Source organism: Myxacorys chilensis, assembly GCF_059505265.1.
Genome location: NZ_JCACKG010000313.1, coordinates 1 through 15,078, shown reverse-complemented (window position 1 = coordinate 15,078; position 15,078 = coordinate 1). Strand labels below are relative to the sequence as shown.

At 46.1% G+C, this 15,078-nt stretch carries 13 protein-coding genes; 10 read left to right on the top strand and 3 right to left on the bottom strand.

Annotated features, from left to right (window positions below; translation table 11 throughout):
* The first annotated feature begins 26 nt into the window (after positions 1-26).
* From AC5JLB_RS30910 to AC5JLB_RS30890, 5 genes are all read left to right on the top strand, one after another.
* Positions 27-488, top strand: a complete 462-nt coding sequence (locus AC5JLB_RS30910; protein ID WP_495877655.1) for a VOC family protein — start codon at positions 27-29, stop codon at positions 486-488.
* A gap of 18 nt (positions 489-506) precedes the next feature.
* Complete coding sequence (locus tag AC5JLB_RS30905; RefSeq protein WP_495877654.1) at positions 507-1,400, top strand: aldo/keto reductase; 894 nt, start codon at positions 507-509, stop codon at positions 1,398-1,400.
* Between the two features lie 197 nt (positions 1,401-1,597).
* Positions 1,598-2,419 (top strand): DUF6602 domain-containing protein, encoded by an 822-nt coding sequence (locus tag AC5JLB_RS30900; RefSeq protein ID WP_495877653.1) that lies wholly within the window; start codon positions 1,598-1,600, stop codon positions 2,417-2,419.
* Between the two features lie 83 nt (positions 2,420-2,502).
* Complete coding sequence (locus AC5JLB_RS30895; RefSeq protein WP_495877652.1) at positions 2,503-3,411, top strand: class I SAM-dependent methyltransferase; 909 nt, start codon at positions 2,503-2,505, stop codon at positions 3,409-3,411.
* Positions 3,408-3,545, top strand: a complete 138-nt coding sequence (locus AC5JLB_RS30890; protein ID WP_495877651.1) for a hypothetical protein — start codon at positions 3,408-3,410, stop codon at positions 3,543-3,545. The genes AC5JLB_RS30895 and AC5JLB_RS30890 overlap by 4 nt, the downstream gene beginning before the upstream one ends.
* 105 nt (positions 3,546-3,650) lie before the next feature.
* Here the strand turns inward: AC5JLB_RS30890 and AC5JLB_RS30885 are convergent, their stop codons facing one another.
* Positions 3,651-3,866, bottom strand: a complete 216-nt coding sequence (locus tag AC5JLB_RS30885; protein ID WP_495877650.1) for a Nif11-like leader peptide family natural product precursor — start codon at positions 3,864-3,866, stop codon at positions 3,651-3,653.
* Between the two features lie 512 nt (positions 3,867-4,378).
* Between AC5JLB_RS30885 and AC5JLB_RS30880 the strand changes: the two genes are divergently transcribed.
* From AC5JLB_RS30880 to AC5JLB_RS30860, 5 genes are all read left to right on the top strand, one after another.
* Positions 4,379-5,047 (top strand): NADPH-dependent F420 reductase, encoded by a 669-nt coding sequence (locus AC5JLB_RS30880; RefSeq protein WP_495877649.1) that lies wholly within the window; start codon positions 4,379-4,381, stop codon positions 5,045-5,047.
* Between the two features lie 611 nt (positions 5,048-5,658).
* Complete coding sequence (locus AC5JLB_RS30875) at positions 5,659-6,261, top strand: class I SAM-dependent methyltransferase (RefSeq protein WP_495877648.1); 603 nt, start codon at positions 5,659-5,661, stop codon at positions 6,259-6,261.
* Positions 6,262-6,619: 358 nt separating this feature from the next.
* The gene (locus tag AC5JLB_RS30870) at positions 6,620-8,164 is read left to right on the top strand and encodes a hypothetical protein (RefSeq protein ID WP_495877647.1); all 1,545 of its coding nucleotides are present in this window, start codon (positions 6,620-6,622) and stop codon (positions 8,162-8,164) included.
* Positions 8,165-8,716: 552 nt separating this feature from the next.
* Entirely contained in the window at positions 8,717-10,189 is a 1,473-nt protein-coding gene (locus AC5JLB_RS30865) for a recombinase family protein (protein ID WP_495877646.1), read from the top strand.
* A 50-nt stretch (positions 10,190-10,239) separates the two neighbouring features.
* Entirely contained in the window at positions 10,240-11,082 is an 843-nt protein-coding gene (locus tag AC5JLB_RS30860; protein WP_495877645.1) for a hypothetical protein, read from the top strand.
* Positions 11,083-11,401: 319 nt separating this feature from the next.
* Here AC5JLB_RS30860 and AC5JLB_RS30855 read toward each other — a convergent pair whose 3' ends face one another.
* The gene (locus AC5JLB_RS30855) at positions 11,402-11,842 is read right to left on the bottom strand and encodes an EVE domain-containing protein (protein ID WP_495877644.1); all 441 of its coding nucleotides are present in this window, start codon (positions 11,840-11,842) and stop codon (positions 11,402-11,404) included.
* An 18-nt stretch (positions 11,843-11,860) separates the two neighbouring features.
* Positions 11,861-15,061 carry an Eco57I restriction-modification methylase domain-containing protein gene (locus AC5JLB_RS30850; protein ID WP_495877643.1) on the bottom strand — a complete coding sequence of 1,067 codons (3,201 nt, stop codon included), beginning with the start codon at positions 15,059-15,061 and terminating at the stop codon, positions 11,861-11,863.
* Positions 15,062-15,078 lie beyond the last annotated feature (17 nt).

Below are 15,078 nucleotides of genomic sequence, written 5' to 3'. Positions count from 1 at the left end.
ATTCAAACCTAAGCAAGGATAAAATTATGACGACTCAAAACCCTGTATCCTCATCTAGCCTGAGTTCTCTGCAAATCGACCATGTTGCGCTCAATGTTCCTAACTATGAAGAAACCCTTGCGTGGTATCGAGACAAGTTGGATGCAACGATCGAACGAGAATGGACAGTAGGCATTTTCCCAGACCTGAAACTGGCGTACTTGAACGTCTATGGCTTTCGGATCGAAATTGTGAGCAGCACTCAGTCACGTTCTGGGATGCCTGTAACTAAAGACTTTGGCGAAGGATTACGCACCAGTGGTATTGGACATTTCTGTTTCCGAGTTAATGACGTAGATGCACTGCTGGCTGAATTGAACCGACGCGGGGTTCCAGCCTTTGTTGGACTGGGTAGCTACCCTGATGCTGGAGTTCGGCTCTGTTTTGTGAAAGACAATAACGGCAATCTCATTGAGTTTGTCACTCCCTTGCAAGATTCTGTGCAGTAATTTCTAGAGGACTTCATCATGAATCACGAGTCTCAAAAAACGACGATCGCAAACACTGTTCAACTGGGTAGTGATTTGAGTGTAAATCGTCTTGGCTACGGTGCGATGCGATTGACCGGACAGCCTGGAAACTTTGGTCGCTATGCTGATTGGACAGCCGGAAAACAGTTGCTCCGTCGTGCTATTGAGCTAGGGATAAATTTCATCGATACGGCAGAATCCTATGGTCCCGGATACAACGAAGAACTGATTGCATCCGCACTCTATCCTTACCCAGACGATCTCGTTATTGCAACTAAAGGTGGTGTTCTCAAAACTGCGCCTGACAACATTCGTACTGATGGTTCACCCAATAGCCTACGACGCAGTTGCGAAGCCAGCTTGAAACGCCTCAAAGTCGATCGAATTGGACTCTATCAATTGCATCGTCCCGATCCAAATGTGCCTTTTGTAGAATCCATAGGGATGCTGGCAGAACTGCAACGAGAAGGTAAGATTCGCCATATTGGATTATCAAACGTGACGATCGCCCAGATTGAAGCAGCACGGCAGATTGTTGACATTTCTTCAGTGCAAAATCGATTGAATCTAGCAGAACGGAATGGGGAGGACATACTGGATTACTGCACTCAGCACAACATTGCATTTATTCCATACTCACCCCTTGGCGCGCACCCACTGAAACGTGGCGCACCCCTTGCCAATGCTGAAGGAATCCTAACAGAGATTGCGGCTCGTCAAGATGTGAAACCGAGTCAGATTGCTCTGTCTTGGATGCTCCATCGTGCGCCAAATATCATTTTAATTCCTGGAACTACTACGATCTCACACCTCGAAGAAAATATTGCTGCTGCATCGATTACACTCACAGCAGATGATATTAAACTTCTAAATGAAGCTCAGGTATTTTAGCTTTATGTTGGGTCATAGCGGTGCTGCACAACAACGCTGTTGCAGCGGACTGTCGAAAACCTCTGGCGTGGATGCCAAACTTGCTTGCAGCCGTTGAACAGCAACGTTGGGTCTCCTATCGTGGGCTTTGACGGTTCTAAGCTTGTGGCTAAACCGATGTCACAACAGTTGTTTCCCTCATACGCTGGAGGTGTTTTTTGTTAGAAGCCCATTTTGCCGCAGTTGAGAAGACTATCCTTGCCATTTCAGAAGTTGCAAGTAATACAGGACATAACTTGCATCGCGGCACTCCGAGAGAGGTTTTCATAAAGGATTTCTTGGAAGACCACTTGAGCGAAAGGCTAGGCATTGGAACAGGGGAAATCGTTGGTGCAGACTCAAAACCACGGGAAAGAAGAAGCCAAATAGATATCGTAATTTATAGAAAAGAGTATCCTCGCCTGACTATAGGGGGAGGCATAAATGTTTTCTTAGCAGAGTCTGTCGTTGCGACGATAGAAGTCAAATCAATACTTGATTACGCTTCTATTGAACAGTCTGTGGGGGCTGCTCATTCTGTAAAAAACCTGAAGCGTAGTTTTTTGTCATCTTTCGAGACTGGGCATGAAAAGCCTGGAATTCTAAGTTATCTAGTTGCTTATGATGGCCCTACAAACCATGAGACTATCGGAAAATGGCTCACCGAGGCCCACAACGCACTTGGAATCCATCTTCCTTTACTACCAGACAATCATAATGACTGCCAACGTACACACTGGCCAAGCTTAGATGGCATTTTTCTATTAAATAGAGGGTTCCTGCAAGCTGATACGTCTTCAATCTCCTATATTACAGATCAACATCGAAAAGAATATCCAAACAGGCAATGGGTATGGTGTCATACGTCTAAAGGGAATCTATTTGTTCTCTTCATGTTGCTTACTCAAGCCGCAAGCGCTATTGAAGGCAGATGGCTCGATGGGCGTCCTTATCTTGAGAGCTTCGCAATAGATGGTGTTTCTCTTACAAGTGGAGTCTAGGACACATCCCGTCTGACTCCCATCGCGTAACAGGATTAGTATGATCGGATTGCTCAAGAAAGAGGTACGTGGCTTTACGTGCAATGAGCAGGCCCAACAACCCTGGTGCAGCGGATCGACATACACAACTTGAAGAAGTTGCAGCGCGATTGGCAACCGCTGACCAGAACCGTTCGGCGGCTGCGCGCGGCTTGGCCGGATGTGCAAAACTACAGAAGATGGCACTTTACGACCATATTGGACAGAAATACGACACAACTCGTCAGGCTGACCCATACATTGCCAACCGTTTGGCTCATCATCTTCACATTCAGCCAGAGAGATATTACTTGGATGTAGCTTGCGGAACTGGAAATTACACGCTTGCCTTGGCTCAACGTGGTGGTTCGTGGCACGCCGTTGACCAGTCGCCGCACATGATTGCGGCGGCTCGTGCTAAAGGCAAATTTGTGCAGTGGGAAGTGGCAGGGGCAACTTCACTGCCCTATGGTGACGCAATTTTTAATGGTGTAGTCTGCACCTTGGCAATTCATCACTTTGATGCGTTGCTTCCTACTTTCCACGAAGTTCATCGTGTTCTCAAGAGCGGCCCCTTTGTTTTGCTCACGGCAACGCCGGAACAGATTCAGGGTTACTGGTTAGCCAGATATTTTCCAGAAGCCATCCGCAAGGCAGCAGAGCAGATGCCGAGTTTAGAAGTCGTTTCAGAGGCGTTACACGATGCTGGCTTTGCTCGCGTCGAGACTGAACCATATCAAGTTGCAGAGGACTTACAAGACTTCTTTCTCTACAGTGGCAAACATCGGCCTGAGTTGTATCTTGATGCTCAGGTTCGTGCGGGTATCTCAACTTTTGCTTTGTTTGCTGATGCTGCGGAAGTGGAAGCGGGTTGTGAGCAGTTAGCTGCCGATGTAGAATCAGGTTATATAGAGGAAATCCTAGAGCACCACAAACAAACGAGTGACTACTTATTCACCATAGCGACAGCATGACCGACATAACAGCCGCCGAACAAGGCGCTGCACCCGACCGCTTACAGCTTCGTTCGCTACGGTCGTTCCTCCCTTCGCTCTCTGCGCTTCCAGCGGCGGGTGAGCTTGGCCGTTATGCCTATGAAGAATTATGAGAGCTGCTCAAGAGGGCGTTTAATTCGGGTAAAGGTACTCTTAATTTGAAGCAAATATGGTGTTTATTCTTCCTGTGCTTGTACAAGCAGACATTCAAAAAGCATTTAATTATACTCCCCAGGAAGATCGGTTTTTATAACAGTAACTCCGCCAAATTTCTTTCCTGACATTCTCAGTAATTCATCACCTGAAAATTCAAAACCAAGTTTTAGTGCTATTCGCGCAACATCATCTGCAGTTGGTGCCTTGAGCACCTCGTTCTTAAGTGCAGGTTCAAACTGCATTTTCTTTAAAAACGCCTCGAGTTGATCTAAAGCCATATTTGAAATTCCTACAGCGTTTCCCACTCTGGTGAGGTGCGAATCAAGACCTTAGATCAACATATAGCAAATGCTTCAGGGCTTTTACTATCCCTCATCAGACTGAAAAGGGCTGTATTCTCGTTAGCTGCTTATGTTAAGCAGGGAAACTATTACAGGCTTCAAGAAAGTTTTACTATTCTTTTAAGATATAGGCAATGAGTGGAACTCCCAATTGCAAAACCCTTTGTTGAGGCGGTACAACTAACACATCGCGCAGTCGGCTTTTAAGAGTTAAGTTTCGCTACTTTTAGTACGCCTAGTCCTAACTACTCTCATGTAGCGTTCTATGGAAAGACAGCAAGGGATGAAGTGCAAGCGAAACGGAGACAGCCTAACAATCCCGTTGCACACCGACCGTATCAAGTTGGTTGGTGAAGTCGGAAAAGTTCTAGCGGCGGGTGAACGGGGTCGTTAGGCATCCTATAGTTAGTTATTGATTAACCTAAAGCTAGATGAGTTAGGACTTGAGTATGAAGATAGGCTTTTGGGGCAGTGGTAACATGGCGCGAGTGCTCGGAGGTGCTTGGTCAGTGGCAGGGCATCAAATAATCTTCGGTTCACGCGATGTGGCAAAGTCTCGTGGAGTGGCAGAGGAAATTGGTACAGGTGCGACTGGTGGAACGAATGACGAGGTTGCTGAATCTTGTGAGGTCATTGTCAGCTCTATACGTGCTGTGCCTTCAAGTTTCCTGGAATCAACCTCAATGTTGGTAGGCAAAGTCATCATAGATTTGAATAATCGGGATTTTCCTCGTGAGTACAAGCCTGAAGAATTTCTCGATTCTTTAGCAGAAGCAACTCAAAAAGATATTCCCTCTGCCAAAGTTGTAAAGGCATTGAATAACCAGGCAATGGAAGTTTTCAACTGCGATGCGGCAGCTCTCAGAAATGCAGGTATACAAGCTTTTATCGCTGGAGATGATGATAGTGCCAAACAAATTGTTATCGAACTACTGAACGATATTGGACTTAAGGCTGTCGATTTTGGTTTATTGTCTAATGCGTGGTTATTAGAAGTGCAAGCAGACATTCTCAGAACTTATATGTTTGCAACTGGAAATGCTCTTGTCACACCCGGTTTTATTGAGGCTCCTCGTGCTGAACCAAGATTTGGAGAACGCCGTAAAGGTACATACTAAAATGCCTAACAACCGCGCTGAACCGGAACGTACCAAAATGGCTGGTTGAGTTGCAAAGGATATCTGCGTCCGGTGAGCGCGACCGTTATCCCTATCTTAAACCTCCAATTTTGAAAAACGAAACGGATGAGCGTACCGCTACAAGAGCGTCAGCCTTTCAGCTTCTCAAAATTCGTCTCGTAATCAAATTTTCACCCATAGCACTCTTGCATGAGCTTTGAGGATAAATTAATTTCCTCTCCTACATAGGCAAAGCCACATCTATTCTTCAGTCTTTACCTGCTATTGAGAAAGAACAAAGCTAAATTTTAGTGAGGGCAATCCAGCATCTTGTTCTATTTTTCAAGTTTTGGTTAATTGCACCCACGAGCAGAAGTCCCAGTTAAGAACCCTGCTTACAAGCCAGAGCGTGAGGGCTGCACTTGTTGCAGCCCAGGGCAGGTTAGCCCGTTGCTTCTCTTTCCGTACGGGGCAAGGTCTTGGATAACACATCGCTTGCGCCAAGAATCAGAGCTGGGTTCTCTCAAGCGTCAAAAGGGAATGGATCAGAAAGCATGACCGGCGTCCTACCATGAGGAGAAAGCCCATCCACGTCGAGAAGGGGACTGATAATGACTGCACGAGAATTTCCGAACTGGGAAGCGCTGTATCAGGACAAACCGGTTGAAACCATGCCCTGGTTCAATCCCACTTTAGATACCGATGTCGAGAACGCCCTCCTCACCCTTGGCTTGAGCACGGGTTTGGTGCTGGATTTGGGAACCGGACCGGGAACCCAGGCGCTCGCGCTCGCCGAACGAGGCTTCCAGGTGACAGCGACTGACTTGTCAGAAACCGCCATTCGTGGGGCAGCCGCCAAAGCAAGCGAGCAGGGAGTAGCCATTTCCTTTCGGCAGGATGACATCCTCAACAGTCACCTAGACCAATCATTCGACTTGATTCTCGACCGAGGATGCTTCCATGTGCTGTCCCCGGAGAGCAGAGGCGTTTACGTGCAAACCGTCGCAAATTTGTTAAAGCCAAAGCGCTACCTCTTATTGAAATGCTTCAGCGACCAAGAAACCCGAGAAGCAGGTCCCTACCGGTTTACCCCAGAGGAGATTCAGCAGATCTTTAGCGAGCGATTTCATCTGCGTTCGGTTGAGCAGACGGTCTATCAGGGCACCCTTGATCCCCTTCCCAAAGCCCTCTTCTGCATCTTGGAAAAGCAGTAAGGGTTTCTTCACTGCGATCGCTGATTCAGAGAATAAGGTCGAGATCGTGCTGCCCCTGTGGAGTGTAATGTTACAGTTTCCCAAAATCCCGTACGGTTACGCTTCTCCCACATCCGCATTCTTTCCTGAATAGCGGCAAAGAATTACGTTCTGATGAAGCTAAATTCTGCATTTCAGCGTACAATCTGATCCGACCGAACTTCTCGTTCGGTCACCTCAAAAACGCGAAAACCCTCGACGGCTGGAATCCGCGAAGGTTTTCTCAAAAATTGAACAGCCCGAAAGACTGCGCGATTAGTCAATTGCACTCTAATCTTAGCAGTCTTTGCGGGAAATAGCGCTATGGTTTCCCAAAAATATGACTGCTCTCCCTGCTGCCGACGCGCAGCGCTCTCCCTTACTGCCGTCAAACCCCCTCGGACAACGGCTTTGTGAAACCTTCCCCTACCGCTGGCACAGCATCTCGGGCGAGAATGCTGCCGAGCCCGATTGGAAAACTAACACCAAATACCCCCTCCGTCCCCGCGTGCTCTGGCAGGGCTGGAACGATCCGAACACTCTAGTCGGGGTGCGCTTTGGCTCCACCACGAGCTATGCCCTGGTCGACCTCGACCGCACGAGCCTCTACCATCCCGCCAGCAATCCCACCGGGCTGCCGCTGATCCTAGCCGCCTTAGAAACCATCGGCATCGTCCGTTATGTCCTCCTGAGATCAAGCCATTCCGGCGGCTTACATCTCTATCTGCCCCTACCTTACGCCGTCCCCACCTTCGGACTTGCACAAGCGATCAAACAGTGCCTAGAAGCCCAAGGCATAACGCTCGCCGCCGGACAAATCGAGACCTTCCCCAACACGAAAGCCTATGCCATACCCGGCACCCACATCGAGTACAACGCCCATCGCCTCCCCTTACAACCCGACAGCGGCTCCTGTCTACTCGACCTCGACAGTAACCCCATCGGCACCAGTCTAGGACAATTCTTCCGCCACTGGGACAACGCCGCTGCGGGTCAAGACCTCGAAACCTTGCACGCAGCGATCGCCGTCGCCCGTCGTAACGGCAGCAAACGCAAACGGCAGCGCATCGCCGCCGTAGAAGCCTGGCGAGCCGATCTACAAACCGAAATCAACGAAGGCTGGACCGGTTCTGGACAAACCAACCACCTCCTAAAGACGATCGCCTGCTACGGCGTCGTCTTCGAGAGATTGCAGAGCGAAGCCCTAGCCGAATTTGTCCAAACCACCGCGATTAACGCCCCTGGCTACGAAACCTACTGCCGCCACCAGCACGAAATCACCCAAAGATCGATACTCTGGGCGAGAGCCGCCGAGAAATACTGGTGGGCATTAGGGAGCGAACCGCAGCGCAGCCCTAAGCATTCCACATCCAACGGAGGCGAAACCAGCAACGTGATCCCCATCAACAAAAACCAACTGCGAGCCGAAGAAGCGAAACAACGGATTCGAGAGGGCGTCGAGCGCCTCCAGAGCACTGGACAATTCCCCGCCGATGCCAGCAGCCGAGTGCGGCTACTCGTACGAGAAGCCCACACGAGCGTACAGACGCTGTACCGCTACCGCGAACTATGGCATCCAGAGCACTTTACCCCGGTCGAAGAGACAGCGTGTGTAACAGCAGAAGTGGCAAGCGATCCCAGCGATGCAGCCACAAAATCTCCTGACCGGGCAAAACCGCGAGAAACAGCGCCGGAAGGGGAGTTACACACCTTAGAGGAAAATATGAAGTGTAAGGCAGAATTAGTCTATGATTTTCCGGCTGACTCCTCTGTTCCTGAAGTCTCTTCTGCTTCTGCTAGAGTGTTTGAGCTTAGAAGGTTAGATGGGCAAGGATATCAATTGGATGCAGACTTTCTAGAGAAACCCCATGAGAAAACTCCATAGGTGAGTGAGGAAACTCGAAAAGAAACTTGATTGAAAATAGTTATTTCCACAATATGCTCTTACCAGTGGAAAATCTGGCTTGATAAAAATCAATTGAAAAAAGTCGTGCGAGTCGAAGTATTTTAATGGGCAGTTGATGTGTTGAAGATCTGCGTTGATTTCCTAAAATTTTAGCTTGGAATGAAATTTTGCTTTCACTCTTTAAGCGCAATTGCATAAAACCTTGACGTTGAACAATTACTATTAGGGAATAGGCTCATAGTTTTGTGAATTCGTATCAAGCTCAAGCTTTAGATTCACTGCAATGAGCCCCGCAATTTGCTTCAGCACTTCACAACTGAATTGGTTTTGAGACGGAAGGGGTTGAGGGAGAACCATGAGCGATATCAGAACCTGACGTGTATTAAAGGTTGCAATTGCAGCACTGAGTTCCTATGACATCGTGTCTACGGTAGGTAAAGCGTTATGTCTTAGATTTGCGGGGATGCGATTACAATGGCATCCCCGCAAATTGACTGATACTATAGAGTAGTTCTTTTGAACCACTTACCCATGAAACTAAAACTTGGATATGGTCGTGTCTCAACGGTTGAGCAATTTTGTTCCCAATCTCTAGCGCGACAGATCGAGGATCTCGAGCGTCATGGAGTCGATCAAGTCTTTTGGGATATCGAATCAGGTAACAGCCTAGATAAAGAAAACTTCGAGAAAGTTATTGAGTTAATCAAGCAAGGTAAGGTTGATACACTCGTGGCATCTGCTTGGGATCGCTTGTGTCGGAACCAGCAGGTTGCAGAAATGCTGAAAGCGGTACTACGGGAATATGGAGTGAAACTTTTTTTGATAAACCAAGGATTTGTGGATTTGGATACAGCGATGGGGGAGCTAAGTGCAGATTTTCAAATTCTTTACAGTGTTTTTGAAAGAAAAATGATCATTGAGCGTGTCCAACGTGCGCACGCAAATCGACGAAGCAAGAACATTGCCTGGCAGGTCGTCCCATTTGGTTATAAAAACATCAATGGTGTGTATGCCTTGGATACTGATCCCTGTGTTTGCCCGTTAGAAGAGAGACCACTTCACTATGCAGAGCTGGAGAATGAACCCGATAGTTCCCCTCAGTTGCTGTGTTGGAGCAAGGCACAAATTGCTCGGGAAATGATCGAGGGTTTTCTCGAGCTGAGAAAGGCGGCAAGAGTACTAGAGCGAGTACATGCCCGATTTGGACCATCAGTGAAGAAGGAGCGTAAACCTATTCCAGGTTTGGTGTTGCCTGGTTCGGTTTCTGGTCTAAAACGATGGTTACGTAATCCCGTTTTGCAAGGACATACCTGCTATCAAAAGTATCCTAGGAAGGGAGCTTACCCAGATATTAGTGAGTGGAAAATTACTTCCAATACGCATCCGGACCAAGTTTTGATGCTCGAGGAAGAGTCCAAGGAAATTGAGGAAATCATCAGCTCTTCTCATGGCAAGATCGGGCAACCCGACAGAGCTTTTTACTTAACAGGAAAAATAGTCTGTCAGGAATGTAATGGAAAGTGTAATTTGACCAGTAATGGGACCAGTAATAAAAAACACCGCTACTATGGCTGCGGACATGCAAGAACTTACTGTAATAATCGTAAGCTGACCAAGATTGAATATATAGAAGAAGCGATCATTTATCAGATTGCTAAAAGGGCGAATGAGATTCATTTTGAGCATCAGGATGCACTACCAGAGATCCCTGAGTCCAGTCGAATAACTGAAATTAAGCAGAAGATCGCGGATATAGAAAAACTCGAATGGGCAGCCTACGACCGAGATTTAACAAAGCTCAAGAAAGATTTGCAGAGAGAATTAGAAACTGAGATGAATCGACCGCAAGAAGTTGCCCAACAAATTATTCGTCATCCTCAGGCTCGCAAAATCAACTTTTGGTATACCTTAGCCAAAATTGAACGGGAGATTTTCTATGGCAAATTGGTGGAGAGCGTTGTGATTAGTAATGGAGAGGTCACGACGGTAAATTTACGTGTTTGATACGATCTGCTTCTAGTTTTCTGTTAGCTGGAATCGAGGATATTGAGAGAATGAGTAAATTACCTTTAGATATTTTTTCAGCAGCTGTAGAACGCTTCACCAAAGCAGAGGAGCTTGCACTTTCAGAATGGCGAAGAGCGTGTGATTGTGCTGAGCCTGGTGCGCATCTAGAGTGCCGTTATTGCCCTTATTACAAAAAGCTCGGGCTACTGCTCCAATCCCAGGTTGCTTGTGAGGCTGAAGCTGAGCAAGAGTTTGCTACTATTATGCCTCTCAAGAATGAAGAACCAGAGTCAGAGATGACTAAACAACAAGCTCTGCAACTATTTGAATTGGGGTATCCAATTCAAGAGGTTCAACATTTGTTGAATATTCCTGCTCGCCGCGTGATTAGGAAGTGGCTTCGACAACGGGAAAAGCTACCCGGGTTTTCGAGCCCGTATTCTGAAGACTTAAAACGGCAGAGTGTATCAAGGTACATTGATGGTCAAGCCCCGAAGCAAATTGAGGATGAAACGGGTGTTCCAGCGGATGTAATTGTATTTTGGGTAACGCAAGCCGGGGTTAGAAGAACGGGTAAATATACTGAGGAAGAAAAGCAAAATTGCTTGGAGCTATACAAGGGTGGAAAATCTTCTAATAAAGTTTCTGAATTAACAGGAATTTCTGCCAAAACAGTTCGCAGCTGGATTTGGAGGGCTGGTATTACTCGAGAGCAGAAACAATACTCAGAGGAGGAGAAACAAAATTGTATTGACCTCTACTTAGAAGGAAAGTCCTCTAATGAGGTTTCCGAAATCACAGGCATTAAAGCTGGAACAATCAGGTCTTGGCTCAGAAAGTTAAACCTAAGTCGAGGAAGCCAAGGGAGCCCCGGGCACCCCTCTGTTTGATTAAATTGAAATTTGTCCAAATTCTTTTCAGTGACAAATGCTCTAATGACGGTTACTGCTGCAAGTGGGCGGTGTATCACTTCGCTCCACTCCCACGCTTCGCAGCTCAATTTTGCTCAACAGCATCTGAAGGGTGCTGTTGCTTTTGGACGCAGCGAACTGTAGGGAATCAGACCCAAAGAGATTGAATCCTCATCATGCCTTGTATTCGTTATCGCTGCGTTTCTCAAAATTCTCTGGCAAATGCGATCTAGGGGATTGCGTGGCAAAAGACTCTTATTCGTCAGCAACTCGTTGCTAGTAACTGACGTAAGACCTGTCAAGTAAGGGCAGCCTGTTTAACAGCATTGGTGATTAATTCCCCATCGCTCGGATGTAATTCTCTCGGTGCAATTCGAAATAATAATCCCCAGTTAGGCGTTTTCATATTGTCGAACATTCGCAGCTCCTTGCTGATAGAGAGAACGGGGACACCAGCTTCCAGTGGGACGTTTGCAACCACCTTGACTTTGACCCGACAGGGAAAGAGAGCCTGTTTCCAAATTCTGGAAAGGTCGTCGTAGGGCTCAGAGGTAACTTCCAAAACTGCGATCCAGCGAGAAACTCCAGTCAGGTAGCCAAGCAAGTAGTCACCTGGCTTGATACGCCTTACTGTGTTCTGGCGAGTTTCGGGAAAGCCCATCACTTCGGCTCCAGCGTCCTGAAATTCTTGCCAGGTCGTTGTGTTGAACAGACTCAACCAGTAGGTGCGATCGCTCATCTCTTACATCTAGGTAGCTTACTCCTCATCCTCAGTATCGCGCCCCATGCGGTACTTAATGTCATAGTTGACGATAAAATCAAGCTCCTCGCTTGTAAAGCCGTAATGCTTCGCAAGCACACGATCAATTTCATTAACAACCGATTTAGCTTCGCGGGGCTTGAATTGCTCTATTTGTATAGCACCTGTTTGACCATGAGTAATATTGATAAAGGTACTAGACGAATCAAGGTAATCTTGTAGCTGTTGTGAGAGCCTAGAAAAATCTTCAATTTCTAGAGTTTCTACTACAGGAAAAGTTTTATAGTCTGAAGGATTAAAGTCTCTGCAATTAGTTCTAACTTGATAGAACCAATAGAAAAGAGAGCTATTCAAAATCACAATTGCTCTATCTCTTATAGAAGCACTATCAAAACAAATAAAGCTTTCTCGTGTTGAAGAGGACTCTATTCCTTGCCTAAAAAACTTTGGAGGTCTTGCAGTAATAGTAAACCAATGCCCAACCCCTGTTATTTTGTAATAAACTCTATAGTCACTTTCGCCTGTAGAAATCCAACTGCTAAAACGCTTAGATGTAATAGACATCTTATGGAGAATACTTGATTCAACAGACGAACTGATTTTAGGGAAGCAAGTAAGATAAGCGTGTTCAAAACTCTTTGTGTAAGATAAGCAGTTGAATAGTTTTTTTCTTTCTTCCTTGTACCATTTTTTATATGAAGTTACATATAGTCTTGCCCTTTCCTGTTGCTTATATTTTTGCGAAATTGTAATTGCTATCCTTGCATGATGAATTCCATCAAACAATTTACTGGGTCTATCATCATAGGTACTACACAATACAATTGAGGAAGTATTTAGCAGAAATTCCCTAGCAGGTTGCATTCTTTGCGTAGAAACAAGAGGCTGTTGCACAACAAACCCTAGCCAAGCTGAATCTCTCAGCATGACAATCGATCTTTCTATACATAAGGCATATAAGTTACCGCAGGATTCTGTTCTGAAACCTAAAGGCTTATATACGGATCGAACTTTAGAAAGTTCAACATAGGGCGGATTTCCAACAATTACATCAAAACCGCCTCGATTCATAATGTTATAAAAAGCAACGAACCAGTGAAATGGTTGATGAGTAATTAGCCAACTTTCAAAAGATGTTTTTTTCTTAGATAAACCAACTTCATAGGTGTCAGCTAGGTAAGAGTTCAGTTCTTGGTTTAAATCTCGTAAACGCTGACGCAATTGAAGTTTCGCCAACTTAAATTTTTCAGCATTTATCCCGCGATCTATTTGCATAGCGCGGAACGATTGAAATGCTTGATCTACCTCCATAGCACTTTTATCAATGCGTTCCATATCACTAAACAAATCTAGTTTTTTCTGCTGTTCTCCCTCGACAGCTTTTCTAACCTCTTCATAATTAGCGAAACCAACCAGCGTATTGCCTGCTCTGATGTTGAAATCAATATCAGGTAACGGTTCTAAGCCATAGTTCGGAGCATAAGGATCTCGCTCTACTTGAGATACCAGCTTCAAAAATAAACGAAGCTTACAAATTTCCGTTGCTTCCTCCATAATATCCACCCCATATAGGTTACTGAGGATGATGGATTTGAGAATGAAGTAGCGGCGGTTTGGGTGCTGTGCGACTCGATCAAGAACCTGGCGAAAGTCACCAAAGGTTTCTGGGTGATGTGGATGATCAGATCGCTTCAAATCATCCAAAAACACCTGCATTCGCTCTAAGCAGGCATCATACAAAGGGTCCAAAATGTTCAGTGCAGCAAATAGGAAAGCACCTGAGCCACAAGTAGGATCAAGGATCGAGACTTGGCAAATAGCATCGTAGAACGCCCGAAGTAGTTCAGACCCTTCACAGTTCTCAATAACGTCTTGGGCAAACTGTCGGATATCTAAGTTGAGAGTAATCAAATCGTCAATAGAATGAATCTCTCCTTCTGCAAGCTTTTGTCGTAACTCCAAGCACCGTTGGCGGCGGGCAATATGCTCCCGCCATGTTTCAGTCGGTAGAGCATATTCACTATTAGCAGAACGGTTCCATAGCTGTCTTTGAAAAACATCTAGAATTCCAGAGGCGATTGTATCTGGGAGAGGCAAATCTACTCCCTTTTGCATTGCCATGTAGATGTAACGGTTGGGATTATCTTTTAATAAACGCCAAACACTTCCATCAGGATGGAAGGCGATGCTACAGGCTTTTTCTGCTGCATTAAATAGGAAGGGAATAATAGCGTTTTTACTGATATATCCCGTAATGTCTTCTTTCGTATAGTATGCTCCTTTCTGCTTTTGTTCTTTTTCGTTGATATACTTCTCAAAAATGTAGCCCAACACATCAGGATTAATTTCACGATCGTTATGCAGAGGGCGATCGTCCAGATGCCACTGGTACTCATCAAAAAAATCAAAGATCTTTTCAAATGCCTGGTCTGGAATCTGAATGTCTTGGTACGTTTCTTCTAACTGGTGAACCTCAAACAAACCGCCATTTAGATAGGGAACTTTGCCAAGAAGCTTCTCTAGTTCAGAGGTGCGCTTTGGATCTCCTAACCCACTGTGGAACAGCTTTAGCAGGAAGTAGCGATAGAACGAGTGGAAGCTGTCTTGTCCTTTGAGCGACTGGCAAGCTTGAAGGCGATCGCGCAAATAGTTAGTGTTGCCATCCAGAAAGCCCTTTTTCTGGATGAAATAGACGAACATCAAGCGGTTCAGCATCAACGAGCAGTACCACTCCTGATCAAACTGGGAGCGGATGCCGGCGATAAACTTGAGAAACAGCCCATGCTCCTTCTTGAACCGTTCGTAAAACTTCTTCGTTATCCGATCTACATCGAAGGCTCGACGACTGCGGCTAGTAGAATCTACAACTGTTATTCCGCGCTCTTCATCCTCAAAAGAAAAGGCTAAAATCTCCAGTTTTTGGAGTAAAGAATCCCCGGATTGGCTCCTATGAAACTGGTGGAATCGATTGGCTTTGGGCTTACCTGGATCACGTCTGACCCACTGCCACACCTGCTCAGTCTCGCTCTGGTCAATGTAAATTAGCACATTCTCCAGACTGTAAAGAGAAACTTCCTTGTGAATCTTGGTGCGGATTACAGAATTGGGAATTGCCCCATCTTCAGCCAGACAGGTATAAACGACCTGCCCCCGCTTCTCAGCAACGGGCTTAAGCGTATAGGACTTGTTCTCGATCAAGAGCGGAAGGGGTTGAG

Bases quoted from the DNA above. Each gene is read 5' to 3' on its own strand.
- AC5JLB_RS30910 (WP_495877655.1), top strand. From the start codon at position 27: ATGACGACTCAAAACCCTGTATCCTCATCTAGCCTGAGTTCTCTGCAA.
- AC5JLB_RS30905 (WP_495877654.1), top strand. From the start codon at position 507: ATGAATCACGAGTCTCAAAAAACGACGATCGCAAACACTGTTCAACTG.
- AC5JLB_RS30895 (WP_495877652.1), top strand. From the start codon at position 2,503: ATGAGCAGGCCCAACAACCCTGGTGCAGCGGATCGACATACACAACTT.
- AC5JLB_RS30890 (WP_495877651.1), top strand. From the start codon at position 3,408: ATGACCGACATAACAGCCGCCGAACAAGGCGCTGCACCCGACCGCTTA.
- AC5JLB_RS30885 (WP_495877650.1), bottom strand. From the start codon at position 3,866: ATGGCTTTAGATCAACTCGAGGCGTTTTTAAAGAAAATGCAGTTTGAA.
- AC5JLB_RS30880 (WP_495877649.1), top strand. From the start codon at position 4,379: ATGAAGATAGGCTTTTGGGGCAGTGGTAACATGGCGCGAGTGCTCGGA.
- AC5JLB_RS30875 (WP_495877648.1), top strand. From the start codon at position 5,659: ATGACTGCACGAGAATTTCCGAACTGGGAAGCGCTGTATCAGGACAAA.
- AC5JLB_RS30870 (WP_495877647.1), top strand. From the start codon at position 6,620: ATGACTGCTCTCCCTGCTGCCGACGCGCAGCGCTCTCCCTTACTGCCG.
- AC5JLB_RS30865 (WP_495877646.1), top strand. From the start codon at position 8,717: ATGAAACTAAAACTTGGATATGGTCGTGTCTCAACGGTTGAGCAATTT.
- AC5JLB_RS30860 (WP_495877645.1), top strand. From the start codon at position 10,240: ATGAGTAAATTACCTTTAGATATTTTTTCAGCAGCTGTAGAACGCTTC.
- AC5JLB_RS30855 (WP_495877644.1), bottom strand. From the start codon at position 11,842: ATGAGCGATCGCACCTACTGGTTGAGTCTGTTCAACACAACGACCTGG.